11 protein-coding genes are annotated in these 13,540 nt (G+C 63.5%); 5 read left to right on the top strand and 6 right to left on the bottom strand.

Annotated features, from left to right (window positions below; all coding sequences use genetic code 11):
* Positions 1-13 precede the first annotated feature (13 nt).
* Complete coding sequence (locus ACFRJ9_RS01835; RefSeq protein ID WP_377663782.1) at positions 14-754, top strand: transcriptional regulator; 741 nt, start codon at positions 14-16, stop codon at positions 752-754.
* A 24-nt stretch (positions 755-778) separates the two neighbouring features.
* On the opposite strand, the gene ACFRJ9_RS01830 is transcribed toward ACFRJ9_RS01835, so the two are convergent.
* The gene (locus ACFRJ9_RS01830) at positions 779-2,458 is read right to left on the bottom strand and encodes a thiamine pyrophosphate-binding protein (protein ID WP_377663780.1); all 1,680 of its coding nucleotides are present in this window, start codon (positions 2,456-2,458) and stop codon (positions 779-781) included.
* Between the two features lies 1 nt (position 2,459).
* Positions 2,460-3,557: a histidinol-phosphate transaminase gene (gene hisC / locus ACFRJ9_RS01825; protein ID WP_377663867.1), complete on the bottom strand. Its 1,098-nt coding sequence runs from the start codon at positions 3,555-3,557 to the stop codon at positions 2,460-2,462.
* A 297-nt stretch (positions 3,558-3,854) separates the two neighbouring features.
* Here hisC and ACFRJ9_RS01820 point away from each other — a divergent pair, with 297 nt between their 5' ends.
* The 3 genes from ACFRJ9_RS01820 (at position 3,855) to ACFRJ9_RS01810 (ending at position 8,027) form a co-directional block, all read left to right on the top strand.
* On the top strand, positions 3,855-5,075 hold the full coding sequence (locus ACFRJ9_RS01820) for a mandelate racemase/muconate lactonizing enzyme family protein (RefSeq protein WP_377663778.1): 1,221 nt from the start codon (positions 3,855-3,857) through the stop codon (positions 5,073-5,075).
* Complete coding sequence (locus tag ACFRJ9_RS01815; RefSeq protein ID WP_377663776.1) at positions 5,059-6,303, top strand: amidohydrolase family protein; 1,245 nt, start codon at positions 5,059-5,061, stop codon at positions 6,301-6,303. The genes ACFRJ9_RS01820 and ACFRJ9_RS01815 overlap by 17 nt, the downstream gene beginning before the upstream one ends.
* A 134-nt stretch (positions 6,304-6,437) precedes the next feature.
* On the top strand, positions 6,438-8,027 hold the full coding sequence (locus ACFRJ9_RS01810; RefSeq protein WP_377663774.1) for an ABC transporter substrate-binding protein: 1,590 nt from the start codon (positions 6,438-6,440) through the stop codon (positions 8,025-8,027).
* 12 nt (positions 8,028-8,039) lie between these two features.
* Here the strand turns inward: ACFRJ9_RS01810 and ACFRJ9_RS01805 are convergent, their stop codons facing one another.
* From ACFRJ9_RS01805 to ACFRJ9_RS01790, 4 genes are all read right to left on the bottom strand, one after another.
* Positions 8,040-8,825, bottom strand: a complete 786-nt coding sequence (locus tag ACFRJ9_RS01805; RefSeq protein ID WP_377663772.1) for a formylglycine-generating enzyme family protein — start codon at positions 8,823-8,825, stop codon at positions 8,040-8,042.
* A gap of 10 nt (positions 8,826-8,835) precedes the next feature.
* The gene (locus ACFRJ9_RS01800) at positions 8,836-10,062 is read right to left on the bottom strand and encodes an amidohydrolase (RefSeq protein ID WP_377663770.1); all 1,227 of its coding nucleotides are present in this window, start codon (positions 10,060-10,062) and stop codon (positions 8,836-8,838) included.
* 78 nt (positions 10,063-10,140) lie between these two features.
* A complete protein-coding gene (locus ACFRJ9_RS01795) occupies positions 10,141-10,878 on the bottom strand; it encodes a hypothetical protein (RefSeq protein ID WP_377663768.1) in 738 nt (245 codons plus the stop codon).
* 126 nt (positions 10,879-11,004) lie between these two features.
* Entirely contained in the window at positions 11,005-11,775 is a 771-nt protein-coding gene (locus ACFRJ9_RS01790; RefSeq protein WP_377663865.1) for a DUF5058 family protein, read from the bottom strand.
* A 274-nt stretch (positions 11,776-12,049) separates the two neighbouring features.
* On the opposite strand from ACFRJ9_RS01790, the gene ACFRJ9_RS01785 reads away from it, so the two are divergent.
* Entirely contained in the window at positions 12,050-13,480 is a 1,431-nt protein-coding gene (locus ACFRJ9_RS01785; protein ID WP_377663766.1) for an amidase, read from the top strand.
* Positions 13,481-13,540 lie beyond the last annotated feature (60 nt).

The following is a 13,540-nucleotide window of genomic DNA, read 5'->3' as shown; positions in this document are numbered from 1 at the left end:
TCGAAGGAGAGCCATGGTCATCCAGAACAGCACCGACATCGGAATCGGCGACGACACTGTCGCGGCCGCAGCGTTCACGGACGAGGATCGCGAGGATGCGCGCAGGGTAACCGAGACCGTCGGCCCCATAGTCGCTGCGCTGGCAGCCGCCTGGGAACCCCGCAGCGAAGTTGTCCTGCACAACCTCACCAAGCTGCCGTTCACGATTGAGGCAATCGCCGGCGACATCACAGGACGCGGCGTGGGCGGCCCTCCCACGGATCTTGGCCTGCGGAACTTCACCTCGGGCTGGAACGAGCATCTCATCGGCTACCGGACCGAGTCAGATTCGGGCGTTCAGATGCGTTCTTCAAGCATCTTCTTCCGCGGCGCCTCAGGCCGGGCGGTCGCTTGCCTGTGCATCAACACTGACATCGACAAGGTGTTGGAGGCCCAGGAATTACTGCGCCGCATGTCCGCCATCACCACCATCGACCCGGCACTCCGGGCGCAGCCGGCACCCAGGAACGAAACGTTCCCCGCCACTGTTGAAGCGTTGTCAGCGGGAATCCTGCAAGCTGCCATCGGCGAATCAGGGGTGCCGGTGGAATTGATGAAGAAGCAGCACAAGATCGAGGTAGTACGCGATTTGCGGGCAAGGGGCTTCTTCACGATCCGCGAAGGGGTGGAACTTGCCGCCCAGCGACTTGAGGTTGGACGGCACACCATCTACAACTACCTCAACGAAATCGAGGCTGAAGGAAACAGCCTGTAGGGCGGTGAGCGCCGCCCTACAGCCTTACTTTCCCAGGATGGCCGCCATGCTTTCCTGCATGTACTCGGCTACTTCGTGCTGGGATATGGCGACGTCAAGGATAAACAGGCCCTGGGCGCCGTCGGCCAGCCACACCTCCAGTGCCTTGAAGTCCGCCAACGACCGCGCCTTGACGCCTTGCGCCCCCAAGGCCCGGCCCACGGCGCTGAAGTCGACTTCCTCTATCTGCATGGCCGTATCGTCCAGTCCCCGGGCCGCATACTGGTGGATCTCCGCGCCGTAGGCAGCATCGTTGAAGACCACCATCACCCCGCTTGGAATGGTCCGCACCGCGGAATCCAGATCCGCAAGGGCCATGAGTGCGCCCCCATCACCGGAAATCAGGACCGTCAGACGGTCCGGGCGCCCCACAGCGGCCCCCACTGCTGCAGGAATTCCGAGACCTATGGAGTGGAAGGCCGTGCCCACCATCATGAGCCCCTGGGGGTCAGGAGCCTGGCAATACATGGGCACCCAGCCACAGAAATGCCCCCCGTCCTGGACGATGGTCCGCTCCAGGGGCAACAAGGACTCCAGGTGTTGCGCCACTGCCCGGGGATTCAGCCGCCCGTCGGGCAGGTATTCCTCCACCGGGTCGCTGGTGAAGAGGCTTTCGGGGAGAACCTCGGCGTTCCTAGCACGCCACCCGTCCTTCGCCGGCCCCGCCGTTGCAGCCAGCGTGGAGGCTACGGCGGCAATATCGGCCTGCAGGAAGCGTGTGACGCGGGGGTTCGTTGCCGTCTCCAACTCGTCAATCTGGATGACTTCCGCATCGTCTGCGAAGAGTGAGCCATAGCGCGTCTGGAAAGGATTCAAGCTGGCACCGGCTACCAGCACGACGTCGGCCGATCGCATTGTTTCCAGCGATCCCCCGTTGGCGAACCCACCCGCGATGCCCAGATCCCACGGGGAATCGATGTACTTCCGCGCCCTGACGGTCGTAGCGAAAAAGGCGCCAAGCTTGTCACCGAGTTCGGTCAGGGAGTCCCCCGCGCCGGAAACGACGGCGCCATGGCCCACTAGGATCAGCGGGCGTTTGGCGTCAGCCAGCACGGCGGCGATCCGGCGGACGTCACTAGCGATCGACGACGGGCCAGTTCCGTCCTGCCTGGTGGCTGCAGCCCCTTGCAGAGCCGCGGGTTCCTTGAGGTGCCCTGCAGCTTCCTGGGGACCCGCCGGCTGATCGGCCAAGTCATAGGGGATGGAAACGATGACAGGACGCCGGTCCTTTTGGGCCATCGACCACGCGGCCTCGGTGACGCGTGCGGTATCGGCGCCGCCGACGACGAGCGTTTCAACCCCCAGACCCCGGGCAACCTGCAACTGGTCAACGTCCCAAGGGCGCGCACCGCTGGTGGGCGCTTCCCCGACAACAACCACCATGGGCGTCCGCGCCTTGGCGGCTTCGGTCAGGGCAGTCAGTGAATTCGTGAATCCGGCCCCGTACGTCACCGTGGCGACTGCAGCCTTTCCGGATGCCCGGTAGTAGCCATCCGCCATCGCGACCACTCCGGCCTCGTGCCGCGCACTGACGTAGGCAACGCCGCGGGCGGTGAGGTTGCTGGTGAAGAAGGCGTTGCCGTTGCCCATCAGCCCGAAGACGATGTCCGTGTGCCGTGCGCAAACATCCGCGACGACGTCGGAAATGTTCAAAGTTTTCGTCATGTCAGCTCCTTTGGCTTGGGACGGTGTCAAAAGATTCGGCCGCCTGCCTGGCGGCATCAAGAAGTCGGTCATTGGCCTCGGGTGAGCCGATGGTGACCCGGAGCCCTTCCTCTGGAAAGACCCGGACAGACAAGGCGTGCCCCGCCAAGACTTCCGCCAGGGCTGCAGTGCCGCTGCCGCTGTCAATCCAGACAAAGTTCGCTTCTGAGGGCCAAACCGGCAGACCGGCGTCGAGCAGTCCGTCGGTGACCCGTCGACGCTCGGAGACGATGACGTCTACCCGCTCCTGAAGTTCGGCCCCTGACCGCAGCGACTCCATGGCCGCTCGTTGGGCCAGGGCTGACACGGCGAAAGGCACGGCAACTTTTTGGAGATTCTCAATCAGCGACGACGCTGCGATCGCGTATCCAATGCGCAGGCCCGCAAGGCCGTATGCCTTGGAAAAGGTATGCAGCACGGCCACATTCGGATACTTGCGGAACAGCTCAATGCCGATCGCGGTGTCTGCAGAACGGTTGAACTGGATGTAGGCCTCGTCCAGCACCACGACGGTATCGGAGGGAATCTTCTGCAGGAACGCCTCCACTGCGGCGCTTTCCAAAACCACACCGTTGGGGTTGTTCGGATTGCAGAGGAAGACCAGCTTGGTCCGGGCGGTGACAGCCGCGGCCATGGCGTCCAAGTCATGGCCGCCCTCTGGATTCAAGGCAATGGGCTGGGGTACTGCCCCTGCCACTGTCGCCAGGAGCGGGTATGCCTCAAACGAACGCCAAGCGAACATGACCAGATCACCCGGATTAGTCACCGCATGGATGATTTGCGAGGCGACCTCTACGGAACCGGCGCCCACAGCGATGTTCTCCGGACTTACGGACCAGTGCAGCGCCAGGGAATGCCGGAGCTCCGCTGCCCCGATGTCCGGGTAGAGGTTGATGTTTCCCAGTTCCTGGGCCACTGCTGCCACGACGGAGGGCAGGGGCGGGAAGGGGTTCTCATTGGATGAGAGCTTGTGCGGCTCAAATCCGTTGATGCTTTGGGGCGTCTTTCCCTGGCGATAGGGAGGGAAGTTTTCGAGTCCCGCTCGGTGTGAAGATTTCAGTGTGCTCTCCTTCTGGGGCCGCCAAGGGGCGCGATGGCCCCTGGTGCAAGCAGGCTAAGCAGGATTCCGAGGACTAGCAACCTGTTCATATTTCTCTGCACAAGCTGTACGGTTTGCCAACTCATTGAGGCCCACTGTTAAACAATCTGTAAGCAGAAACGTGAAGCATCGAGACAACGAGTCAGTGAGGTAATTTTTCTACTGACAGTTGAAGTATTTGACTCTGTGGAGAAATTGAGTCACATTGCACGTAGGGTCCCGGGCTGAACAGCGCGGGCAAGGGACGAAAGGCAACCCATGCGCATCGCTGAGGCGAGCATCTTTACAGCCGATGCCGGATATCGCACCGCGAAGTACTTAAGGATCACCACAGACGACGGAATCGAAGGGTGGAGCGAGTACTACGACCAATTCAACGGCGCCCCCATCGCCCCCTCGATAACATCGCTGATCGCCGTCCTCCAAGAACACGGCTTCGATCCGTCCATGCCGGGCGTCATCAGCGACACACTGCACGCCACCACCAAAGTGGCATCCGGCGGAAATCTCCACCAAGCAATTGCCGCGATCGAGAATGCGTGCTTGGACGTTCAGGGCAAGGCACTGGGCTTGCCCGTGTCCAAGCTGCTCGGCGGGCCGTTCCGCACACGGATCCCCATCTACTGGACGCACTATGGCAGCTTCCGGGCAGCCTTTGCCGGGTTCTTCAAGAGAGCCCATGGCTTCGAACCCCTGGAATCAATGGAAGATCTGTCCCGCCTGGCCAGCGAGGTTCGATCCCATGGCATTCGGGCCGTAAAGACCAACCCTCTCTGCCAGGTTGACGGGCGGTTGTCGATGTACGGCAATGGACTGAAGCTGGGTCCGGGGCTTTTCGATTCCCATCTGAGCCTCCAACTCATCCGCGACGTCCATGCCCAGCTCGATGTCCTCCAGGACAGCCTGGGTCCTGACGTGGAGATCATGCTGGACGTGAACTTCATGTTGCGGGCGGACGGCTACCGCAGGCTTGCCCGGGAGCTCGACGGACGCGGCCTCCGCTGGCTGGAACTCGACGGCCCTGAGCCAGGAGCTCTGCAGGAGATCAAGCGCAGCGCCACGATGCCGATCGCCTCTCTCGAGTCCCTCTACGGGGCGCAGGCGTACCGGCCCTACCTGGAGGCACGCTCAGTGGACGTTCCACTCATCGACGTCCTCTGGAACGGTGCGGTGCAGTCATCGAAGATCGCCCACCTGTCAGAGGCCTACGGCTTGAACGTCGGACTCCATAATCCGGTGGGCCACCTCGGGACGCTGATGAGCGCACACTTCGCGGCCGCCTTCTCCAACGTAGCCGTCCTGGAAGTCCGCATGGACGAAGCCCCTTGGATTGACACGTTCTTGACACAACCGCCGGTCATCACCGACGGGCACTTGATCCTCTCCGATGAGCCTGGCTGGGGCACCGCCATCGACGTCGACCAACTAGCCGAATATCCACGAACGAACAGGGAACTGCACCATGACCTTCCGCATTGACGCCGCCTCCATGTTCGACGGCGAAGGGTTTGTCCGCGACGCCTCACTGGTAGTTGACGGACCCACCATCATTTTCGCCGGACCGCGTGCGGAGCTGCCGCCGGAGTACCAAAGCCTCTCCGCGGACGCTGTTGCCACGCTCACTCCCGGGCTGTGGGACGTTCATACGCATTTCTTCGGCGTTCGGCAGATGACCATGGCGGAGATGCTCCAAACACGCGATGCCGTCGCAGGCATGCGCGTGGCCAAGGACGCCGAACGCCTGCTCGCCGCGGGATTTACCAGCGTGCGCGAGGCCGGCGGCTACGGTGTCCACCTCGCAGCCGCCATCGAGGAAGGCACTGTCATAGGGCCGCGGATCTATGGCGCCGGCGCCGTCCTGAGTCCCACTGCAGGACACGGCGATCTGCCCGGTGCGCCGCTCGAGTGGCTCACCGGTGATCCCCATCCACCCCAGTTTCATTTGTGCGATGGCGTTGACGAATGCATTCGGGCGGTTCGGCTCCAGATCCGCAAAGGCGCCCGCGTCATCAAAGTGTGCGCCTCTGGAGGAATCCTCGGCGCCCATGACAGCCCGCATCACCAGCACTTCTCAGACGCGGAACTGCGGGCAATCGTCGAGGAGGCATCTCTGACGGGACGCACCGTCATGGCTCACGCGACCGGCAAGGCCGGCATCCTGGCCAGCGTCAGGGCCGGCGTTCGAACCATCGAGCATGGCACTTACCTCGATCAGGAATGCGTTGACGCCATGCTGGAAGCGGGCGTCATCCTGGTACCCACCCTTTCTGTTGGTCGCAGCATGCTGCGACGTTCTGCTGCCCTTTCCGCCGCGGCCGCCGACAAGCTGAGGGACGCGGTGGAAAGATCCAGCTCCAGCGTCCAGCTGGCCTACGCCGCAGGCGTTCCCATCGCTGCGGGGTCCGATTTCGGGACTTCAGGGCCGGATTCTCCCACCCCGCAGGAACGGGGAATCGACGAAATAGGACATCTGCAGGAGGCAGGCCTTTCCCCCGTGGACGCATTGCGGGCGGCTACCTCGGTTGCCGCATCAACTTTGGGCGACTCGGCCCTGGCTTCAGGCCGGCTGCGCGCCGGTGCCGACGCCGATTTCCTCGAGGTCGGTGTCTCCTTGGAGGATGATGCCGCCCTGATCGCAACACCGGGTGCGGTCAGGCGCGTCTGGAAAGCGGGAAAGATGGTCGTCTCACATTTGGACCAAAAGTAGCCATACTTCGACTCACAGTTAAATATTTGAGCTGTGATCTAGGCAACAAGGCGCTAGCCATCTACTATTAATGTAATCCTTCAACTCACAATCGAAGTTGAAAAGGACTCCGTCTTACTTCAAGGAGAACTTCCGTGGTACCAACTTCAAGACCTCGCCGCTCCGTCACTGTTGCGGGAACCGCGTTGGGGTTCTGTGCGGCACTCGCACTCACCAGCTGTACACCCCCGGTTCAGACAGCACGGGCAGAAAATGCCACGATCCTCCTGGGTGATGGCTTCGACACCCTCGATCCCACACTCGCCTACGCCGCCCCGTCCATAACGCTCAGCAGGTTCCTCTACGACACACTCCTGCACCGCGATGAATCCACCCAGGAGATGCATGCCGGTGTCGCCGAATCGTGGAAAATGACTCCGACCCATGCGTCATTCACGCTTCGCAACGACGTCACCTGCAGCGATGGAACACCCGTCACCGCCAAGACCGTGGCCCGGACATTCGAACGCGCCAAGGATCCGGCACTCAACGCCCCGCTCACGGCGGTCTATTTCGGAAGCACCGACTACACCGTCCGCTACGACGAAGCCGCCCGCACCGTGGACGTCGACCTGACTGTTCCCTCGCCGTTCCTCGAACGTGCATTCGGCAACGGCCCCGCCATAATCTGCGACGCCGCTTTGGACAACCCCGCCACTCTGACAAAAACATCGGCGGGATCCGGCCCGTATGTCCTCACCGAGGCTGTTCAAGGCGACCACTACACCCTCAAGATGCGTGACGACTACACCTGGGGGCCGGATGGCGCCAAGACACAAGGCTCGGGCATGCCGTCCACCATTACCTTCAAGGTGGTGACCGACCCCAACACGCAGACCAACCTTCTGCTTGGCGGCGACGCCAACGCGATGATCGCCACACCCGAGGCGCTCCCGCGCTTCGAAGGAGTCCCCGACCTCACTACCAAGGTTGCAAGCCTTGAGACCGGCGATGTGGTCTTCAACCAGCGTGAGGGCCTTGTGGGCGCGGATCCGGCCGTCCGAAAGGCCCTTGTCCAGGCCATCAACCGCCAGGAACTCACCACCGTCCAGACCGCCGGCACCGGGATTGTTCCCAATTCCCTGCGCGGCGAAAACGAGGTGTGCACAGATGCCAAGGCCACCGCTCCCCTGATCCCCGACGGCGGGCAGGACGCGGCGAACTCCACCCTGAAGGGTGGCGGCTGGGCCAAGAATGCGGACGGCATCTATGAAAAGAACGGCAAGCCGCTTGAAATCCGGCTCATGAAGGCCGCGCTGACCAAGGAAGGCGCCGAATACGTCCAGGACGTCTGGACGAAACTTGGCGTCAAGGTCAAGGTGGACACCCGTCCCGTTGCCCAGGTGATGGGAATCCTGTTCGCGGGAACCGAATGGGATGCAACCATCTCCATTGTTTCCTCCGACTCGCCGCTTCCGTTCGCCGGCCTCTTCGGCGGACCCGCCTCCCCCAAGGGCGGCAACTTTGCAGCGATCCAGAACACTGCCTTCAGCGATGCCTCCCGTCAGGCGCGGGCAAGCACTGCGGACGAATCCTGCTCGCACTTCCTCAGCGCCGAGCAGGCTCTCCTGGAGCGGGTAGACGTTACCCCGGTGTTCGCGTCGACGTCCAAGTGGGTCTTCAAAGGAATGGACGCCGCCAACCTGAACGTCTATCTGATCCCGACCAGCCTGCGAATGAAGTAGCAGGACACCCCGTCAGGGCTTCCGCAACCCTCGGTGCGGAGTCCAGCCGATTGGCAGCGGCCCGCGGATCTGCGCCCGCTGCCAATCGTCGACGCCGGACCAGCCTTGCGCCGACTCCGCACCAATGGTGCCAACCGGACCGCGGGCCACCCGGAAGCCGACGTCTTCAAGCACGGCGTCAGGAGCACTCCCCCGGCGGACCGAGGCCCTGCAGCTCCAATCAGGATCCGCCCAGCCACCGCCGCGCAGACTCCGGTAGTCGCCGTAGCGGGCGGTATCCGCAAAATCCCAGCACCATTCCCAGACGTTGCCGATCATGTCGTAGACGCCGAAGGTGTTGGGGGCTTTCCCGGCGACGTCCTGCGGGCCGTCCACCTGGTCCGCGTCCGTCCATGCGATGTCGCCGAGCTCGCCGTACCGTGGTCCCGTAGTCCCCGCCCGGCAGGCCCATTCCCATTCTGCTTCTGTCGGCAGGCGGAAGCCGTCGGCACCCAGGTGCCAGACGACGTCGCGGTCTTCCAGTGAATAGGCCGGCACCAAACCGACGGCAGCTGAGGCCTGGTTGCACCATTTGATGGCGTTGAACCAGGTAACGGGGTGGGCGGGCGTGCTGCCGTTCCCCCCGCCCAAGGCTCCGCTCAGCTCCTCCCATTCCGCCGCCGTTACAGGTGTCCGCCCTATGGAGAACGGTTCCAAGGCAACCTGGCGGGATGCCCCGGAGCGGGCGTCGCGCAGCTCAATGGTTCCCGCTGGAATTGCTTCGAGGTGAAGTGAGCTTAACGGATTCGGGGTGGTCACCCGTCCGATGCTAGCCCAGCCGCGACATGAGGACGGCGACGGCGGCAGAGACTCCCCCGGCCAGCGAGCCCTCGAGTTCCGGGGCGAAAAACGGAGAATGATTGACGGGAACTGGACCGGGGCCGGAATGTCCGCCCTCGGGGGTTCCGCCAAACATCCAGAACACGGACGGCACCCCGATCGCAGTCCCCAGGTGCCCGAAGTCCTCACTGCCCATCATCGGCGGGGTGATCTCCACCGACTCCGCCCCCAGCTCGGCGCGCAGTGCCTCCACAACGGAGGGAACGGCGTCGGGATCGTTGAAGCACTGCGGGAAGCGGTACATTTCCTCGATCTCCGGCCGGGGCGCCCCGGAAGCAGCAGCTTCGGCCTCGATGATACGGCGGACAGCGGCCAGAACCTGCCCGCGGACGTCCTCGTCGAAGGTCCGGATATTGAGCGTGAATTCGGCCGAGGCCGGGATGATGTTTTCCTTCAGTCCCGCATGGAACGTCCCAACAGTGACGACGGCGGACTTCCGCGGGTCAAGCTCACGGGACACGATCCCTTGGAGCCGGGTGACCATGTGCGCGGCCATGACGATGGGATCGATGGAGTCCTGCGGCTGCGAACCGTGCGATTGCTGCCCGTGGACCGTGACCCGAAGCGAGTCTGCCATGGCGGCTACGGGTCCGCTTGAAATGGCGACTGTCCGCACTTGGCGCGGCATGACGTGCTGACCGAACACTACTTCCGGCCTCGGAGCCTTGTCCCACAGTCCGTCGTCGAGCATGGCCAGGGCACCGGCGGCAGTCTCCTCCCCCGGCTGGAAGATCAGGACCAGTGTCCCGGACCAGGCGTCCCGGTTCCCCGCCAGGATTTCCGCAGCGCCGAGCAGGCTGGCCACGTGGGTGTCGTGCCCGCAGCCGTGCATCACGGGGACCGTGGTGCCATCCGGCAGCGTTCCGGTGTCCGTGCTGGCGTAATCGAGTCCTGTGGCTTCCTCGATGGGCAGGCCATCGGAATCCGCGCGAAAGGCCACTACGGGGCCGTCACCGTTGCGGAGGACCCCCACCACGCCAGTGCCGCCGCAGCGGAAGTGCACGATCCCGAGGCCATCGAGTTGATCCTCGATCAACGTAGCTGTTGCGGATTCCTGCATGGACAGTTCCGGGTGCGCGTGCAGGTGCTTGTAGAGATCGTGGAGCCTGGCGGTCTGTTCGGCATCGAGCTTAAGGGCGGTGGCTGTTCCAGTCATTGGTCCTGTCTTTCTGGTCTGGTCTTTCTGGTCTGGTCTTCCTGGTCTGGGGCTCTACGGTTTCGTCGGTTGGGGGTCCTACTCGATGTGGATGGGCTTTGCCTCGGAGATGGTCGACTTTCCGCGGAAGAACCAGGCCAGCAGGATGGTTCCCAGCACGGCGATGGCGGTGGACACCATAGCCAGCGACGGCACCAACGGCAGCACCACGAACACGACGACGGCCGAGACCACCAGCGCGAAGACCGTGGTGCGGGGCTGCTTCATGGACACGATGGCCTGCACCAAGACCGCGCCAAGGACGGTGGGCAGCACGTACAGGCGGGTGACAAGCAGTACCGACGGCGGAATGACGCTGATGAGCCAACTGCCCAGCAGGCCAACGAAGATCGCCAGCGAGATCAGGTGGACCACGGCGGCTCCGCAGATAGCAACGACGGCGGCCAGCTCGGCGCGCTTGCTGCCCGGCTTTGCGCCGATGTTGGTTTGGGCGATGAGGGCTGCGGGCAGGAGCTTGTTGGAGATGTTGCCGATCATGAAAGCCTGGTACATCGCGGCCGGGCCGAGGATCGGGAAGTATGTCAGCGGTTCAACGATCCAGATGATGCCGAACGTTGCGGCGACTGCTGCGAAGGCAATCCAGAGCTGGGCGGGGCCGATGTCCAGGCCTCCGGCAAAGACCAAGTAGAGCGGGCCCACGACGGAAATCAGCAATCCGCAGATCATGGTGATCTGGCCCCAGCGGGATGTGGTGCGGTTGAAGTCCGCCATGGCGGTATTGGTGACGGCGGTGGGAGCGGAAGTCATGGAAGTCATAAGGGGTGTTCCTTTCGTGCTCAGCGGTAAGGGCTGCAGGCGGGAGGTGGGGCACTACTCAGGCACTGGTCGTTCTCAGGCACTGGTCGTTCTCAGGCACTGGTCGTTCTCAGGCACCGCGTGCGCTCACGCGCCGACGGCCGGACCCACTGCGAGGTACGCGGCACCAAGCCCTATGACGATCGAGAAGCCAAGCCCCCACTCACGCAGCCAGCTCTTCCCGAGCTTCTTGGCCAACAGCAGGCACAGCCCCATGACCGCTGCGGAGACGACGAAGGACAGCACGTGGATGCCGGACTTGGGCAGCTCCGTGAGTCCCAGGCAGGAGAAGGCGCCGATCAGTGCGGCAGCCGGGACAATGGCCATGGCAGCAGGGTTCACGGAGCGGATCTTGGCGTCACCTTTGCGCAGCAGCGGGGTGAGTATCAGGGTTGCGAGCATCCACATGGCGCCGCCGATGCTCATGGCGAAGAACGCCACCGCGAACACGCTCTGCGTGTAGCTGGCATCGCCGAGCTTGGCGCCCATGGATCCGGCAGCGATTCCCGCGGCGGAAACGTCGTAGGCAGCGGAACCGATCAGGCCGATCCTGGAGAGCACTGCCGGAGCGCCAAACAGTCCCAGGAGTGCGATGGCCACGAGCGAGACAGCCAAGGACGGCCCGATCGCCGAGACGGCACCGGAGCGGAACGAGGTCTTGATGTCTTGCGCGCTCATGTCCACGGAGGGAGCTGCGCGGCGGGCCGCTTTCATGAAGATGACGGACTGGATGATGATCACGCCGAAGACGCCCGCGACACAGATCCACAGGACGGGGTTGTTGGCGATGGCCAGGACGTCGGTTGAGTCATTTGCGAGCGGAAGAGCGAGTGGTTGCAGTGCCAGGGGTTGGTGCATGGAAACCTCCGGGTGAATGCCCTGGTGCAAGTCCGTGACCGAACCACGTTGTACGGGTGCGTGCTGCATTGGGGCGAATCCTGACTCGCGAACCAGATCGGCCAACGAGTTAGCAACACCTTCCGCTATGAGCCGGATCACAAACAATAGCTGACGGAATCAGCCAAAGTGTTGGCCGAAACAGTCAAAGATGCCTCCACTGAAGCCGGAGCCTTCCGTGGCGGAATGTGGCCCGGCACACTTTCAGTCAGCGAATACCCAGCAAAGGAGCACCATGCCTGACACCATTGGCGAGCTGTCCGCCGTCGAACTCACCGCAGCCATCCGCGAGAAGAAAATCTCGGCGCGCGAGGCCTTGGCTGCGCATTTGGAGCGGATCGCCGAGGTAAATCCCGTGGTCAACGCCGTGGTCACCCTCGACGCCGAAGGTGCGCAAGCACTGGCTCATCGTGCGGACCAACTCACAGCTTCCGGCGCGGAGCTCCCGCCGCTGCACGGCCTGCCCATGACACACAAGGACACCAACAACACCGCCGGGATGCGCACCACCCAGGGCTCGCTGGCCTTGCGTGATTTCGTTCCCGACGCCGACGACCTCATCGTTGCGCGGTTGAAGGCAGCCGGGGTGGTCAGCACCGGAAAGTCCAACGTCCCGGAATTTGGTGCTGGCTCGCACACGTTCAACGACCTCTTCGGAACCACCACCAATCCTTATGCGCCAACTCTGAGCGCAGGCGGAAGCAGCGGCGGAGTGGCCGCCGTCGTCGCCTCCAGGGTGCAGAGCATCGGCGACGGCAGCGACATGGGCGGCTCGCTCCGCATCCCGGCTTCCTTCTGCAATGTGGTCGGGTTCCGGCCGTCGACGGCGGTGATCCCCATGCCGTCCGACGTCAACGCCTATGCGTGGCTGGGACGGACGGGCCCCATGGCCAGGAGCGTTGACGACATCGCACTGTTCATGTCGGCCACCGCCGGCAAGGATCCGCGGGTGCCGCACCCGGCAGGGCTCGACCCCGAGGTCTTTCGATCCGGCCTGGAAACCGACATGCGCGGCGTGCGAATCGGCTGGTCACGCGACTTTGGCATCGGAGTGCCCGTGGAGCCGGAAATCCTGGAGCACCTGGAGCGGCAACTGGCCATCTTCGAGGACCTCGGTGCGATCGTTGAAGAGGCCACGCCGGACTTCAGCGAAGCAGACCTGGTGTTCGGCAACACCCGCGCCATGGACTTCGCCGCCGGCCTGGGCCCCATCCTGGAACGCGCCGGGGATGTGGTTAAGCCAGAAGTGCACTGGAACGTGAACAAGGGTTTCGCTTTGACCGCCCGGGACCTCATCGAAACGGCAGCCGCCCGGAGCCGGCTTGAACGGAGCGTCCAGGAGTTCTTTGGCCGCTACGACCTCTTCGCCAGCCCATGCGCACAAGTCCTCCCTTTCGATGCGACGCTGCGGTACCCCTTGGAGGTAGCCGGAGTTGCTTCGGAGACCTACTTGGACTGGATGCGCTCGGCCTGCCTCTTGTCCGCAACCGGGCTGCCGGTGCTGAGCGTCCCGGCAGGTTTCAGCTCTGCGGGACTGCCCATAGGTCTCCAGCTGGCCGGCAACCACTACACCGATATGCAGCTGCTCCGCTATGGCCGCGCCTTCGAGCAGCAGACGGGGTACGCCGCCGTCGCACCTCTTTCCGGCGCCGTGGTCGCGTCCTGACCAGAGCATGCGGCCACGGACCGATCAAATGGCCAGTTTTCCGGGGTGAGGGCATGCCGT

The organism is Paenarthrobacter sp. NPDC056912 (assembly GCF_042786555.1).
In the GTDB taxonomy this organism is placed as follows: Bacteria; Actinomycetota; Actinomycetes; order Actinomycetales; family Micrococcaceae; genus Arthrobacter.
The sequence above is the reverse complement of the archived record's forward strand: the minus strand, read 5'-3'. Positions and strand labels throughout refer to the sequence as shown.